General features: G+C 40.3%; 15 protein-coding genes, 1 pseudogene and 1 riboswitch. Of the genes and pseudogenes, 15 read left to right on the top strand and 1 reads right to left on the bottom strand.

The window, feature by feature from the left end; all coding sequences use genetic code 11:
- Positions 1-25 precede the first annotated feature (25 nt).
- The 15 genes and pseudogenes from DXD12_RS15165 to DXD12_RS09540 all read left to right on the top strand — a co-directional run bounded on the left by DXD12_RS15165 (position 26) and on the right by DXD12_RS09540 (position 13,105).
- Positions 26-343: a hypothetical protein gene (locus DXD12_RS15165; RefSeq protein ID WP_147354023.1), complete on the top strand. Its 318-nt coding sequence runs from the start codon at positions 26-28 to the stop codon at positions 341-343.
- Positions 301-702, top strand: a complete 402-nt coding sequence (locus DXD12_RS09605; RefSeq protein WP_182457059.1) for a hypothetical protein — start codon at positions 301-303, stop codon at positions 700-702. Before DXD12_RS15165 ends, DXD12_RS09605 begins: the two co-directional genes overlap by 43 nt.
- A 30-nt stretch (positions 703-732) precedes the next feature.
- Positions 733-1,581, top strand: coding sequence for a hypothetical protein (locus DXD12_RS09600; protein WP_118638239.1), 849 nt, complete (start codon positions 733-735; stop codon positions 1,579-1,581).
- A 242-nt stretch (positions 1,582-1,823) separates the two neighbouring features.
- Positions 1,824-2,315 carry a PcfB family protein gene (locus tag DXD12_RS09595; RefSeq protein ID WP_118638238.1) on the top strand — a complete coding sequence of 164 codons (492 nt, stop codon included), beginning with the start codon at positions 1,824-1,826 and terminating at the stop codon, positions 2,313-2,315.
- 493 nt (positions 2,316-2,808) lie between these two features.
- Positions 2,809-2,899, top strand: a riboswitch (cyclic di-GMP riboswitch).
- A 433-nt stretch (positions 2,900-3,332) separates the two neighbouring features.
- Positions 3,333-6,338, top strand: a complete 3,006-nt coding sequence (locus tag DXD12_RS09590) for a response regulator (RefSeq protein WP_347561380.1) — start codon at positions 3,333-3,335, stop codon at positions 6,336-6,338.
- Positions 6,339-6,491: 153 nt separating this feature from the next.
- Positions 6,492-7,667: an ATP-binding protein gene (locus DXD12_RS09585; protein ID WP_118638236.1), complete on the top strand. Its 1,176-nt coding sequence runs from the start codon at positions 6,492-6,494 to the stop codon at positions 7,665-7,667.
- Positions 7,668-7,686: 19 nt separating this feature from the next.
- Positions 7,687-7,866 (top strand): annotated as a pseudogene (locus DXD12_RS15675) (hypothetical protein); the annotation flags it as partial.
- Positions 7,867-8,110: 244 nt separating this feature from the next.
- Positions 8,111-8,419 (top strand): type II toxin-antitoxin system RelB/DinJ family antitoxin, encoded by a 309-nt coding sequence (locus tag DXD12_RS09575; protein WP_118523261.1) that lies wholly within the window; start codon positions 8,111-8,113, stop codon positions 8,417-8,419.
- Entirely contained in the window at positions 8,416-8,748 is a 333-nt protein-coding gene (locus DXD12_RS09570; protein ID WP_118638235.1) for a type II toxin-antitoxin system RelE/ParE family toxin, read from the top strand. Before DXD12_RS09575 ends, DXD12_RS09570 begins: the two co-directional genes overlap by 4 nt.
- Positions 8,749-8,786: 38 nt before the next feature.
- Entirely contained in the window at positions 8,787-9,629 is an 843-nt protein-coding gene (locus tag DXD12_RS15850) for a hypothetical protein (protein ID WP_347561379.1), read from the top strand.
- A 160-nt stretch (positions 9,630-9,789) separates the two neighbouring features.
- Positions 9,790-10,005, top strand: a complete 216-nt coding sequence (locus tag DXD12_RS09560; protein ID WP_055166464.1) for a helix-turn-helix transcriptional regulator — start codon at positions 9,790-9,792, stop codon at positions 10,003-10,005.
- Between the two features lie 3 nt (positions 10,006-10,008).
- Positions 10,009-10,182, top strand: a complete 174-nt coding sequence (locus tag DXD12_RS09555) for a DUF262 domain-containing protein (protein ID WP_227589609.1) — start codon at positions 10,009-10,011, stop codon at positions 10,180-10,182.
- Between the two features lie 240 nt (positions 10,183-10,422).
- Positions 10,423-11,112, top strand: coding sequence for a response regulator transcription factor (locus DXD12_RS09550; protein WP_118629397.1), 690 nt, complete (start codon positions 10,423-10,425; stop codon positions 11,110-11,112).
- The gene (locus DXD12_RS09545; protein ID WP_118638234.1) at positions 11,088-12,353 is read left to right on the top strand and encodes a HAMP domain-containing sensor histidine kinase; all 1,266 of its coding nucleotides are present in this window, start codon (positions 11,088-11,090) and stop codon (positions 12,351-12,353) included. Before DXD12_RS09550 ends, DXD12_RS09545 begins: the two co-directional genes overlap by 25 nt.
- A 113-nt stretch (positions 12,354-12,466) precedes the next feature.
- Positions 12,467-13,105, top strand: a complete 639-nt coding sequence (locus DXD12_RS09540; protein WP_118638233.1) for an ABC transporter ATP-binding protein — start codon at positions 12,467-12,469, stop codon at positions 13,103-13,105.
- On the opposite strand, the gene DXD12_RS09535 is transcribed toward DXD12_RS09540, so the two are convergent.
- Positions 13,000-14,397: a recombinase family protein gene (locus DXD12_RS09535; protein WP_243105374.1), complete on the bottom strand. Its 1,398-nt coding sequence runs from the start codon at positions 14,395-14,397 to the stop codon at positions 13,000-13,002. The genes DXD12_RS09540 and DXD12_RS09535 overlap by 106 nt on opposite strands.
- Positions 14,398-14,411 lie beyond the last annotated feature (14 nt).

Here is a 14,411-nt window from a genome sequence, read left to right as displayed (position 1 = left end):
ATTTGAACTTCAAGAAGTACAAAATGTGAACTTGCAGAAGTATAATAAACAGACTTCCGGAGGTTCAGAAATTGAACCTACAGAAGTTCAGAAATTAGTACCTAATTATACTAACTATAATCAGACTAACCCTAATCATACTGAGGAGAGTTATATCTATCCTATCAATCCTTCTGAAGCAATGGAGACAGAGGATAATACGATTGATGTGATGGATGATGCACAGGCATACATATCCTTAATAATGCTTATATGGATTTGCGATGGAAAAAGCCAGTATTTAAGAGAACCAAGACTATTATGGAAAGAAATAATATATTTGCGACCATTAGAAGGTATGTAAAAAAACTGAAACCGCAGTATAATGGAGATGTGTATTTAGAAATGGTCAGATGTTATTTTGACATATCACAGGAAAATCTGGAAAAGTGCCGATATACATATCAAGGGAATGAAACATCCGCCTTTCTTATGTCGAACAAGTATATTATGGCATTGTATACGCATTGCTTGGTGGCGAGGAAAGAAGCTGCTTTTGACAGTGTAAAATCGAATGGACTTTTGGATAGGGGGCTTTCTATGGTAAAATTAGAATATGTTAGAAAAGTGTTATTTCAGGTGTTATTGCTGGATGATGTGAAGCATGAGGAGGGTGAGATGTATGCGGAACTATGTACTGTCATTTTGATTTGGGACAAATGAAATTTTGAAAGAGATTTATAGAGAAAGATAATGGTGAAGATAATGGACAAAAAAAGTAAAAAGAAGATTTTAATTTACGGTGGAATTATCATCGTAATATATATTGTGGTGCCAGTAATGTTATATTTTGGGATTGATAAGTTTGATGTAATATCTAGTAATGTAAATGCTGATAATTGGTTGATGTTTTGGGCAACATATTTGGCTGGTACCTTAGGGGGATTAGCAACATTAGCAGCTATGCTATATACTGTCAAGAGTTCTTATGATCAACAAAGAAAGGAACAGAAAATCAGAGAAAAAGAAATTGCTGATGAACGGAAGTATCAGTATTCTCCTTATCTTTCAGTTCAGATGATGCAAAAAAGTGAAGTAATTGAAGAGAACAAGGAAGAAATATGTAGGTATGTTTATTTACCGAAAACAGATGTTTCAAATATTACAGCAGATAATACCCAAAAAGTTCAATTATATTTAGAAATAAAAAATATAGGTTTTGGTCCGGCTACGAATATTTTTTTATTCTATGATAAGTCATATATTGTAAATGGAGTTAATTCTCATTCAGAGAACGATATTTTCCTTAAAGAATGTCTTAATTTAGGAAAAGAAACAAGGGCTATTTGTGAGCTTACATTATATTTTTCTACGGATTTATTGAAAAAGAATCATGGACTTGAAGATGCATTGACAGTAGATATCTTGCATCAAGATATTTTGGGAAATGTAATAAGAAAGAGTGTATGTTTTTCATTAAAGAATAAATACATATATTCTGAGAGTATGCTTGAATATTTGAGTTTTGAGGAACTTAAAAAGGATTATCCACATGTTCAAGACATTACAGGATTATTTGCAAAAAATGAAACGACAAATTAATTTAATATTTCGTGATACAAAAGAATTTGATTAATTTCTGTTTGTAAATTTGAAATAGAACATAGACATAACAGCGTAAGGGCAGTTATAGACCGCAAAGGTTTGTAGCTGTCCTTTTTGCATTTACAAAACTTTTGAACAAAATGTCCAGAAGTGGAAAGGAGTGCTTATGAAGTATTTGTTACACAGGCTGTTTGTTCCACCTTGAATCCGAACGGTGCAGATAAGGAAGGAGGTACACCATGCAGGAGGAAACAACACAAAAAACGATTGCTCTTGCAATCAAGACTTCCAAGCTGACCGCAAGTGTTTTACAGAAGGCAATGAAGATGTATCTGGAGCATCAGAAGCATAAGGAGCCTTCCCATGGGAAAATCCCATTAAAGAAGCTGGTCGGTCAGGGAGAGGGTGCAAAGTCCATTGAGGTTACGGATAGCAATATAAAATCCTTTGAGCGTGTCGCAAGGAAATACAATGTCGATTTCGCAGTAAAGAGGGATAAGACCACGGAACAACCCAAGTATCTTGTATTTTTCAAGGGCAGGGATGCCGATGTGATTGCACAGGCGTTCAAGGAATTTGTAAAAGTTAATGAGAAAAAGCAACAGCGTCCGTCATTACGGCAGAAACTGAAAGGACTTCAGAAGATGATCGCACAGAACAAGAACAGTCTTTGGAACTGTATATGCAGTGCAATGCCAGACTGTGGAGACAGGGACATAGGGAAACAGTAATGATTTATCATATCATCAACAAAGGAACATAAGAAGCCGGAAGAAGCTGGGAACGGATCAGGAGAAGACTGGAAAATATACGGGTGCTGGCTGTTTTACTATTGTTGCTGAGGCTGATGGTGTTGGAGCATCAAAGAGGGGGCTGCTGAAAGCATATGAGAAAGAGCGGAATGGGTGGAGCTCGCTGGATTTTGTGACAAGAATATAATGGGTGAGTGATGAGGCTTTGCATTGCGAGTTGGTTCGTGGTGTGAAGCCTCTTTTTGGATCTAAAATTTATTATCGAACAATAGGTTATGTTTAGTTAATGGAGAGAATAGCACTATAAATGATGAATGAGTTTCATATGAAAAAAATGTTAGGTTTTTAGGATTCATCGATTTAGATTTTTTATAAAGAGAAGTTCAAAAACAGAAGTAAAATATGTGTAGATTTTTCAAAAAAATTATTGACGTGCGGAAAACCGCGTGGTATGTTTTTTTGAAGAAAGAGATTATTTTAAAGGCAAACCTATTGAAAGGCAGGGTCGCAAAGCCAGAAGGGACTAAAGTCAGAAAGCTTGACCATGTCAGCCGGTTTTCACTGTTTCCATATCATCATAATATATGGAAAAGATGTTTGAACAGAAGAGATTCCGATACCTTTTATACTATATAGATGTGTGATTTAAAAAAATATAGTAGGGACACTGGCAGATTTTGGCAAGTGTCCTTTTTGTATGCAAAAATGGGTAACAAAACTAGCAGGGACAGGTTTTCTGTATACAGATAAAAGCAGGATGAAGAAGGCATAAGACGGAGAGAGGACTTTTATAAAATGAAAAATTATGAAGACAAAATATATTCCTTAGGTGAGACTGTAACGGGGCAGACACAGGCCATGTCACAGGCCGTACAGAAAACACTGGAAAATAATGGCGGGGTAGGTATAATGACAGGATCTTATGACCAAAACCTGTCTATTTTGTCTGTGGATAATCTGCTGTTGCATAGTACAGGATATACATTCGATACTTTCATGGAACAGACAAAAGGTTCATTGAGAAACTTCTTTTATGACGCGGAAGATATACTGGAGCGAGACCGTTTTTTGCAGCTTCACGGAACAGGGGAAGCACAAATCCTTGCAGCAAACGGTACAGTGAATAATGTACGGCTTTGTAAAGAGGACGCGACAGATGAGGCGGGCAGACAGATCTGGGTAATGTCCGTACAGGTCAACTGGGATCATGTAAATTTGGCATTGCTCAATGAAGCTATCTATTCCGGCTTCTGGTATTTTGACTGTGATGAAAACAGTGAGATTGTGAATGCAAACTGGAGCCATGAATTCCGAAAAATACTCGGCTATCATGACACTCTGGACTTTCCGAATAAACTGGAATCCTGGTCAGATCTTCTGCATCCACAGGATAAAGAAAGAGTAATGGTGCAGCTTCAGGCGGCAATTAAGGATAAGACGAACCAGATAAAATACCAGGTAGAGTATCGTATGAGAATGAAGGATAATCAATACCAGTGGTTTCGGACATCGGCAGAAGTAATACGCCGTCTGGATGGTTCTGCCAGCAGGATTGCCGGGATTTTTATTAACATTGATGGGGAGAAAAAAGAAATCATGCAGGCACAAAAATCTGCTGCTTTCCACCGGGCTTTTACGAAAGCAGATCTGTGCGAGTATTATGTGAATCTGGAAGCGAATACTTTTGATACCTTTAAGGTTGAACCGTCTCTGATGACCGTCTTTGAACAGAGTTATACGTGGGATGAATTGATTCGGCATTTTGTGGATTCCTATGTTGTGGAGACAGATAAGAAGGCGGTATCCTCTTTTTACGACCGTGGTTATATTGCAGAAAGGCTGAAGGGTCTGGAAACCGAATTGGCTTTAGAGTGCCGTATCAATCTGAATGGAGAAGAACGATGGGTCCGCAATGTGGTCATACGTGGCGAAATAGAGGATTCAGAATATGCCATGATTTTTCTGCGTGATATCACAGAGGCAAAGGTAGAGAGCGCACGGCATCTGCAGATGGCAACGGATAATGCTTCCATGGAGCAGTTGATTCAGAGTATTGTGCGTCTGGTTGACCGCTTTGTTGTCTGTGATCTGGAAAATGACAGATATGAATTCTACAATCTGAATGGACAGATGATATATAAACCTCTGGGATTTTATCATGATTTTCAGATGCAGGTTCTTGAAAAATATAAGACACTGGAACCATTAGAAGCTATAGATATCCTGATAGCCCCGGATAATATTCGGAAGAAACTGAAAAGTGAAAATGATATTTATAAGTTTGAGTATTGCAGCCTGGATGAAAAGACTTATAAAATCGCTTCTTATATTCCCTTGGAATGGAAGAATGGAAAGCTGGAAAAAGTATTGCTGACATCCATGGATGTGACACAGGAGAAGAAAGCAGAGATTGAATCCCGTCAGGCACTGAAAGAGGCTTACCGGTCCGCAGAAAATGCAAATCGTGCGAAAACGGAATTCCTTTCCAATATGTCCCATGATATCCGGACACCAATGAATGCGATTGTGGGTCTGACGGCAATCGCAGGAGCAAATGTTGAGAGCAAGGACAGAGTCATTGAATGCCTCGGCAAGATCACAGAATCAAGCCGCCATCTGCTGGGGCTGATCAATGAAGTATTGGATATGGCACGTATTGAAAGTGGAAAAATGACACTAGCACAGGAAGATTTCAATCTGTCAGAGCTGGTAGATAATCTTATTACACTTACGAAACCGGTGCTTGATGAACATAAACATAATTTTGATATACACATCAATCATATTGAACATGAGGCTGTCTGTGGTGACAGCTTGAGGATTCAGCAGGTATTTGTGAATCTGATGAGTAATGCGATCAAGTATACACCGGATGGTGGAAATATTACTTTTTCGATAGAGGAAAAACCCAATGGATTTTCAGAACTTGGATGCTATAAATTTACGATTGAGGATAATGGAATCGGTATGTCACCGGAATTCCAGAAAATCATGTTTGATCCGTTCAGCCGTGCAGATGACCACCGGACAACCAGAGTTCAGGGAACCGGTCTTGGAATGGCAATCAGCAGAAATATTGTGAACCTGATGAATGGCACTATTAAAGTGGACAGTACCTTGCACAAGGGAACTAAAATCACAGTAACAATTTATCTGGAGCTTCAGGAAAAAGAAAAAGAACAGGACAAAAATCTGATGAATCTGCCGGTTCTGGTAGTGGATGATGATAAGACATGCTGTGAAAGTACAGTTGCCACACTGAAAGAAATCGATATTACAGGTGAATGGGTTCTTTCTGGCAAGGAAGCTGTTGAACGTTGTTATGCACGTCATGAGCTAAAAAATGATTATTTTGCTGTTATCCTGGACTGGAAGATGCCGGAGATGGATGGTATAGAAACTGCCAGACAGATCCGGAAACGGATAGGAAAAGAGATCACCATCATTGTATTGACATCCTATGAATTCAGCGAAATTGAAGAAAAAGCAAAGGCTGTAGGTGTAGATGCTTTTATTGCAAAACCGCTGTTCCGTTCCCGACTGACGGCTACACTGCGGCAGTTTACTTCAGGCAGAAAAGAAAATACAGCGAGAAATTATCTGGAGAAACTGTCCGAAGCAGATTATACAGGAAAAAGGATTCTGCTGGTTGAGGATAATGAGTTGAACAGAGAAATTGGTGTTGAAATTTTGCAGATGACAGGGGCAGAAGTGGAAACAGCAGAAAATGGGAAAATCGCAGTTGAAAAAGTGGAAGCTTCTCCGGAAGGATTGTATGATCTTGTTTTTATGGATATCCAAATGCCTGTCATGAATGGTTATGAGGCAACTGCAGCAATCAGGAGCCTTCCGGGTGAAAAGGGAAAACTGCCTATTGTTGCCATGACTGCCAATGCTTTTGCAGAAGATGTACAGCTGGCCAAAAATACAGGCATGAATGGACATATCGCGAAACCGCTGGATATGAATAAGCTGAATGATGTTCTGGAAAACTGGCTGTAATTGTCTTCCTGGATGTATGGGAAAAGCAGCTAGGAAACATAGAGAGGGTTTTGTTATGACAGAAACTAAATATATATTTTCGAAGCAACCGCAGTCCATGGCAGTTTTGGTTTTTATAACCGTGCTGCGGAAGCAGCAAAGCGGGAAGCCGAAATGAAAACAAGGTTTCTGGCAACTATGAGTCATGATATACGTACACCACTGAACGGTATTATCGGTATGGTAAATATGGAAAATCAGTACGCAGATGATTCACAGATACAGCAGAAGATCAGAGAAAAGGTAATGGAATCCCTGAAATATCTGGTGTCTCTGGTAAATGATGTGCTGGATATGAATAAACTACAGAGCGGAGATTTGAAGGATCAGCAGCTTTTGTTTGATCTGACAATGGTACTACGGGAATTGAACCAGATTTATGATGAGCGGGCTGCCAAGAAAGGCATCCGGTATGAGATTGACTGGAAAAATGGTACATACAGTCACAGCGCTCTGGTTGGAAACCCGGTATATCTTGGAAGGATTCTGTCGAATATTATGGACAATGCCATAAAATTCAGTCAGGAGGGTAGTGTGATTACGGTCTGGGTTGAGGAAGAAACTCTGGATGATGGCAGAGCAATTTTCACTTTCTACTGTAAAGACCAAGGTGTGGGTATGAGTGAAGATTTTATTGCACATGCTTTTGATATGTTCTCTCAGGAAAGCAAGACAAGCAGATCCAGGTATGAAGGCACCGGACTGGGGCTTGCAATTACGAAGCAACTCGTGGACAGAATGGATGGAAGTATTGAACTGAAGAGCAAAGCAGGTGTCGGGACAACAGTTATTGTAAAAATTCCGTTCAAAATTGGCACACAGGATAAAAACAGTAATTTATCAGATAAGCCAGTAAGCCTTGATGATTATTCGGTAGAAGGCATGCGGGCATTGGTTGTGGAAGACAATGAGTTGAACATGGAAATTTCCAGATGTATACTGGAAGACAGCGGTATGGAAGTTACATGTGCAGTAGACGGGCAGGAAGCAGTTGAAATCTTCGAGAAATCTGTACCGGATTATTTTGGGGTAATTTATATGGATGTTATGATGCCGAGGATGAATGGTCTGGATGCGGCAAGGACAATCAGGGAAATGAAAAGAAGGGATGCCAGGAGGGTTCCGATCATTGCAATGTCTGCAAATGCCTTTGCAGAAGACATTATCAACAGCCGGCTGGCTGGAATGAATGTTCATCTTGCAAAGCCGCTGGATGCGGAAAAAATGATTGTTGCCTTAAAACAATGCATGGCAGATAATAGCGATGTAAAACTGCACGAAGATTTGTAGGAATAAAAAGACAGAGCATACGCCAGAAGAATGGTTGGATGGATTTAATACGTTCTCAATCTATCAGGTTCTTCCACAGCTCATTGAGCTCTGGGGGTTAAACGTTCAGACGGATGTAAGTGCTAAAAAAACTTCGTCCAACAGATCGCCCGATGACAACACCTTTATTTTTGCTTCGTTGCGTACAGATGGGGATTAGTATCCGAGACCTGGATTTGCTTACCATTGGCCTCGTGAATGATATGTATGCTGAAAACAGCAACGATGATTATAAAGGATATATGGAAGTGGCGACTCAGGAGGACTTTGACAAATTTTAATGAACTGGTAGATTTTGGAGTATGAACAATTTGTAACAATTTGTAAAATACTGATTTTGTATTGCTTTTGTCCGCACAAACGAATATAATAGAGTTAGAAAAAATTCGAAAGGGGTGTTTATTATGGCAACAAAATCAGCAAATTTATACGCACGCATTGAGCCTGATGTAAAAGAACAGGCAGAAGGAATCTTAGCAGCATTAGGAATTCCTGCATCCAATGCAATAAATATGTTTTACAAACAAATTATTCTTCAAAGAGGACTTCCTTTTGAAGTGAAAATGCCATCCGCTCGTCCTGTAGACGTTAGTGCATTATCAGAAGCACAGATGAATGCAGAACTAGAGAAAGGATATGCGGATATGCAGGCTGGTCATACTAGAGCAGCAAAATCTGTTTTTGCTGATATCCGCAAGGATTACAATTTATGATTTATGATATCGTGATTTCAGATCAGGCGGAGATAGACCTTCGTGGAATCTTCGAATACATTGCTTTTGAACTGCAGGCACCAGAAAATGCAAGTGGTCAGTTTGATAGGCTTGAAGCATGTATTATGGATCTTGATCATATGCCGAAGAGATATCGACAATATGAATTGGAACCATGGAAAAGCCGAGGGCTACGTGTAGCGCCAGTAGACAATTATCTTGTTCTATATATTCCGGATGATGATACACAAGTGGTTACGATTATCCGTGTTATGTACGGTGGACGAGATGTGAATACGCAATTAAACAGATTTACAAAAACAAAATAATTTGAAAGCATTAATCAGAAATGGTTGGTGCTTTTTTCATGCCTGGAGAAATCTGCGCTTTTTTTATGCCAATTTTTATGGAAGGAGCAGAGCAGGCAAACACAGCTCTTGCAAATGGCGATATTTCTCAGGAACAGTATGACGCATTTCAAAGAGAAATCATTGAGACAGAACAGGATTTAAAGAAATTAGAAACACAGGCAAATCAGTCAGCTACAGCCGTTCAGAAGATTGTAGCTACTGGTGAGAAGCTTAAGACTACAGGAGATAATATTTCGAGTGCCGGTCAGAAGCTCCTACCGGTGACTGCAGCAGTTACTGGTATGGGAGCTGCTTCTCTTAAAACGGCAGTGGATTTTGAAAGTTCGATGTCCCAGGTACAGGTAACAATGGGTATCACGAAAGACTCTATGTCTACCGTTGATGGCCAAAGCGTCAATACGATGATGACGATTGTTCTTAAAATTTCCGGAGCAATTACAGCAGTAAAAAAGATGCTTTGCGATAATTCTGAACTGGAAGCCAAGCGTGATGCCCTGCAGGAAGAAATCGCTGTGACGGTAGAACTTACGCAGAATGCGGTAGCAGAGAACGCACGAGTGGCACAAGACCAGGATGATTACAATAAACGCTACAATGCCTTGGTGGAACGCTATGACAGACTGAAAGCGCAATACGATGAAGTCAGCACCGCAATTTCTGACAATGAAGCAAGGTATGAACAGATGGGCAGATTCATCACAGTCCTGAAAGACCAGGAAAGCGTTATCACAGAATTTGACGATGCCCTTTGGAGCAGTCTAGTGGAGAAAATTGTAGTAAAGAGCAAGGAAGATGTGACGGTGGTATTCAAAGACGGCACCGAAATGAAAGCAGAATAAGGTATGAAGCAGATACGACACTCAGGATATATGTCCTGGGTGTTTTTGCTATGTGTACAAAGTGCAAATTTCGAGATGAGTAGATTGAAGTGAAAGCAAAGATGTGTTATAATATTATCCGATTAGTGTTATTTTACAAATTTCAGATGAGGTGATACGAATGCTGAAAAATAATATAGAAGTAGATGTAAAAATCAAGTGTATAGAAGCTGGAAAAACACAGGCACAGCTGGGAGAGATGATTGGTTCAACAGGACAATATGTAAATCGTATCATCAAAAAGGGCGATGGCGTTATTAATAAAACTTTTGTAGAGATGCTGGATGCTCTCGGTTATGATATTCAGCTCACATATGTAAAAAAGGAGGAGGCATAATCAATGGCATATGAGTCACCATTAACGATAGCAGAAGTCGTGAAGGATATTTGTGCTAATAAATATGTTCTCCCGTCAATTCAAAGAGAATTTGTATGGAGTACCGCACAAATTGAGAGACTTTTTGACAGTGTAATGCAAGACTATTGTTTTATCTTTTGGAGATACAAACGATGAGAGAATTGAAGAAGCAGTACTCTGATATTAATTCAAGAATGCCTCGGCATTCTTGCTGCGAGGTGCGCGTCATGCAATTGCATGACATACTTCTACTGCGCACCTCTGCAATCCTGCCGGAGGCTATATCAGCTGGGGGATTGACTCCCCCACTGATACAAGCTTGTTTCTCACCACCTATAGAGGTGGGAGTCATCTCCCAGCTGATATATATAGTTAATAAAGAGAGGTGCATATGCTATGCCAGGTATACTCGTGGTTGAAGATGATGAAAATTTAAATCGTGGAATTACATTTTCACTGAAAAAATCCGGATATGATGTTTTTTCAGCAGAATCAGTGAAAAAAGCGAAAAGAATTGCAAGTGATAATAATGTGGATGTTACCATTTGTGATGTGAATCTTCCGGATGGGAATGGACTGGAATTTGTAAGGTGGATGAGATGCAATTATAATACATACATTATTTGTCTTACAGCACTAGATCAGGAGATGGATCAGGTCATGGGATATGAAGCAGGGGCAGATGATTATATTACAAAGCCGTTTAGTCTTTCGGTACTTCTTTTGAAAATAGAAGCACATTTCCGCCGCAGACAGGAGAAAACGGAAGCCGGAAAGATGATTTCGGGAGATATCGTATTTATCGCAGGAGAAATGAAAGTCCTGATAAAGAGTCGTGAAATCAGTCTGACAAAAACGGAGTTGAAAATGCTGACTTTTTTTCTTCAGAATCCGAAACAGATTCTTTCAAAAACACAAATATTGGAAAATGTGTTTGATCTGGAAGGGGATTTTGTGGATGAAAATACAATCGCTGTCAATATCAGAAGACTCCGTGAGAAAATCGAAGACAATCCGGCTGCACCGGTCTATATAAAGAATATCAGAGGTCTTGGGTATATATGGAATCAGGAGGTAAGGCAGTGACAAAGAGATATCGCAAGAAGATTACAGTAGTGCTCTCCTTGGTATTACCTGTCATAGTATTGTTTGCAATATTAAATGGCTTTACCACGTATGTGTTTTATGAAGATTATAAATATAAAATGAATCTTATGACAGACATTGTTGCAAAGGAAGAATTTTCCGGGCTGGATGCTGTTTCGGAATTGCTTAAGGATAAGGATATTGAAACCAACGAACAGGGAAGGCGATTATTGGAGCAATATGGATACTGGGGGAATAAAGGGAATGCATTTTATTCGCAATTCCGGCATCAGGTTATGGTGACCGGTGCTGTAAGCACTGTGATATGCGTGCTTCTTTTGATTATTTTATTTTATTGGAAGAAGACAGAAGATGCGTGTCATCAGAAAATATTAGACCAGTTGGAAGAAATTCTGATCAGATTCCGTGAAAATAAATTTGATGATTTACTGAAAACGGAAAATCATGCAGAACTGGAAAAATTGAATGATCAGCTTGAAGCAATCGGACATCATATTCAGTTGCTAAAGGAAGAAGCACGGGCAGAAAAAGAGAGCACGAAAGAAATGGTTTCTGATATCTCTCATCAGTTAAAGACACCGGTTGCAGCTTTGGATACATGTTTTAGTGTGCTGATGCAGAATGACTTAAGTGCCACAGAACAGGAGGAGTTTCGTATCCGTTGTCGGAGTGCTCTGGATGGACTGGAGACATTATTGCAATCGCTTCTTGAAATATCCAAGATGGAAACCGGATTGATTCAGATTAATAAGAAAAAACTTCCGCTTATGGATACTGTCATATCTGCTGTGAACCGTATTTATCCCAAAGCGGATGAGAAAGAAATTGAATTTGTTTTTGAATATGAAAAAGAGATGGAAACATGCACGATTATGCAGGATAAAAGGTGGCTTGGTGAAGCTTTTATCAACGTTCTGGATAATGCGATCAAGTACAGTCCGGGTGGTTCAAAAATATTTATCCGGTTACAAAAAAGAAACGATTTTGTAAGAATGGAAATTGAGGATCAGGGAATTGGTATTCCGCAGAATGAGTATCACAAAATTTTTCAACGATTTTACAGAGGAAGTTCCCGGGAGGTCATGGAAAAGAGTGGTACAGGAATCGGACTTTTTCTATCGAGAGAAATTATCGAAAAACACGCAGGTACGATTACGGTAACCTCCGGCAAAAAGAAAAAAGGAAGCATGTTTGTGATTCAATTACCATATGTTGGTTAAATTTTAAGTGAGCAGAAATCTTACAATTCTGTAAGACTTCTGCTCGTTTTTTGAAAGTGAAATGAAAGATTGCCCTGATACAATTTGGATGTAGGATGAAAAGGAGGCAACACATGAGTGTGATATTAGAAACCAGGCAGCTTTGTAAGTTTTATGGTGCAGGTGAGAATCAGGTCAAAGCGGTCAATCAGGTGGACATTCAGATTGAGCAGGGAGAATTTGTCGCAATTGTTGGAAAGTCAGGTTCCGGTAAAAGTACATTACTTCATATGCTTGGAGGGCTTGATACCCCGACAAAAGGCAGTGTTACTTTAGCAGGGAAAGATTTATACAGGATGAAAGAAGATGCTCTTGCTGTTTTCCGCAGAAGAAAAATCGGATTTGTTTTTCAGGCATTTAATCTGGTTTCGTCTGTTAATGTATGGGAAAATATTGTACTGCCACTGGGGCTGGATGGAAGAAAAGTGGATGAAGCGTATGTAAATGATATTATTGCAACTTTGGGGATTGAAAACCGGATTTATAATCTGCCAAATCAGTTATCCGGAGGACAGCAGCAGAGAGTAGCAATTGCAAGAGCACTGGTGAATCGTCCGGAAATTATATTTGCAGATGAGCCGACGGGTAGTGTCACATTAGTACAACACTACCCAAAAACAACACCCGTGATATTCTGGTCATTATCAATTCTAATTTCTTTAATGACAGAACGCCAAAGCGTGCGTTTTTCTTCACGGGTCAAATTCTCATAAATTGTTTTGAAATCATTATCAAGGAGCCTGCGGACGGCTGCGAAGTCTGGCGGCGGTTCAATGCTGGGTTCCGGTATCTGTTTAAGTGCAGCAGTATATATTTGATAGTCCCTTTTGTAGTCCTCAATGTCTATTAAGTCATTCACATATAATTCTTTTAACTTGGTCAGCTTCCGTTTCAGTGCTGCTTTATCAGTGCGGGCAACGGACGCTTTCTTTTTGGCTGCGGCAACTTCCCATTCCAGCTGGCAGCGTTCCAGTTCCTCTGCCAGATGTTCAAACAGCCACTTTTCCACGACGTCTTCACGGGCTGAATGATTATGAGAGCAGCGCCCACGCTGGAAATGCTGGTTGCAGCGGTAATAATAATAATCACTTGACTTGTACCCGACCAGTTTATGCCCACATTCAGCGCAAGTCAGAATGGAAGTGAAAATATATACCTTGCCAGACGGAACAGAACGTGCGTTGCGTTCCAGAAGCGCTTGCACACGGTCAAACTGCTGCTTGCTGATGATTGCCGGGCAGAAATGGTCATTGAACCTGCCGCCCCGGTCATACACCCCAGTATACAGCTTTTCTTTCAGCATACGCCGGAAAGTGGCGTCACACCAGTTCACGCCGTAGGTTTCCCGGATATAGCGGACAGTAGCACGCTGGGAAATCGAAGTTTCAAAGTAGTTGAAAGCGTCTTGCACAATGGCTGCGTCTTCTGGCACAACTTCCAGCCGCTTTTCCTCATTAACACGGAAGCCAAAGGGAGCAGAGCCGGAAACAACGGTGCCGTGGGCAATCTTACTGTCAAATACAACGTCTATTCGTTCCCCGTCAATGTCCGCTTCATTCTGGGCAATGGACAGCTTCACGTTAATATACAGACGCCCGTTTGCGGTTGTGGTGTCATATTCTTCATCAGTGGTTTTCCAGTCGCAGTTGTGCGCTTCCAGAACTTCCATGATTTTATAATAATCTGCCACGGAACGAAACCAGCGGTCAAGGCGGCAGAAAAGCAGAATATCCACTTCATCACGCTTCACACTGTCCATCATGCGTTGAAAGTCGGTTCTTTTATGAATGTTCTTTCTGGCGGTCTTGGCAGCGTCAATGTAAATTCCAACAATGACCCAGCCACGTTCCCTTGCGTATGCTTCCAGTCGTTCTTGCTGGGCTTCCAGTGACAGACCTTTTATTTTCTGTTCTTCCCCGGAAACCCTTATATATAAAGCAACCCGGACAAGTTCCGGGCTTAAATCAATCTTTTTCACTATTGTATCACCTGCATTTCCTTTCATTTCCCGCCTGCTGG

This window comes from Clostridium sp. TF11-13AC (genome assembly GCF_003481065.1).
Taxonomy (GTDB): Bacteria; Bacillota; Clostridia; order Lachnospirales; family Lachnospiraceae; genus Otoolea; species Otoolea fessa.
Note: the sequence above shows the minus strand (reverse complement) of the source record. Positions and strands in the feature narration are given on the sequence as shown.

Coding starts and splice junctions, on each gene's coding strand:
- DXD12_RS09600 (WP_118638239.1), top strand. CDS start 733: ATGGTGAAGATAATGGACAAAAAAAGTAAAAAGAAGATTTTAATTTAC.
- DXD12_RS09535 (WP_243105374.1), bottom strand. CDS start 14,397: ATGAAAGGAAATGCAGGTGATACAATAGTGAAAAAGATTGATTTAAGC.
- DXD12_RS09560 (WP_055166464.1), top strand. CDS start 9,790: ATGCTGAAAAATAATATAGAAGTAGATGTAAAAATCAAGTGTATAGAA.
- DXD12_RS15850 (WP_347561379.1), top strand. CDS start 8,787: ATGCCTGGAGAAATCTGCGCTTTTTTTATGCCAATTTTTATGGAAGGA.
- DXD12_RS09545 (WP_118638234.1), top strand. CDS start 11,088: ATGGAATCAGGAGGTAAGGCAGTGACAAAGAGATATCGCAAGAAGATT.
- DXD12_RS09590 (WP_347561380.1), top strand. CDS start 3,333: ATGGAACAGACAAAAGGTTCATTGAGAAACTTCTTTTATGACGCGGAA.
- DXD12_RS09585 (WP_118638236.1), top strand. CDS start 6,492: ATGAAAACAAGGTTTCTGGCAACTATGAGTCATGATATACGTACACCA.
- DXD12_RS09540 (WP_118638233.1), top strand. CDS start 12,467: ATGAGTGTGATATTAGAAACCAGGCAGCTTTGTAAGTTTTATGGTGCA.
- DXD12_RS09575 (WP_118523261.1), top strand. CDS start 8,111: ATGGCAACAAAATCAGCAAATTTATACGCACGCATTGAGCCTGATGTA.
- DXD12_RS09550 (WP_118629397.1), top strand. CDS start 10,423: ATGCCAGGTATACTCGTGGTTGAAGATGATGAAAATTTAAATCGTGGA.
- DXD12_RS09595 (WP_118638238.1), top strand. CDS start 1,824: ATGCAGGAGGAAACAACACAAAAAACGATTGCTCTTGCAATCAAGACT.
- DXD12_RS09605 (WP_182457059.1), top strand. CDS start 301: ATGGAAAGAAATAATATATTTGCGACCATTAGAAGGTATGTAAAAAAA.
- DXD12_RS09570 (WP_118638235.1), top strand. CDS start 8,416: ATGATTTATGATATCGTGATTTCAGATCAGGCGGAGATAGACCTTCGT.
- DXD12_RS09555 (WP_227589609.1), top strand. CDS start 10,009: ATGGCATATGAGTCACCATTAACGATAGCAGAAGTCGTGAAGGATATT.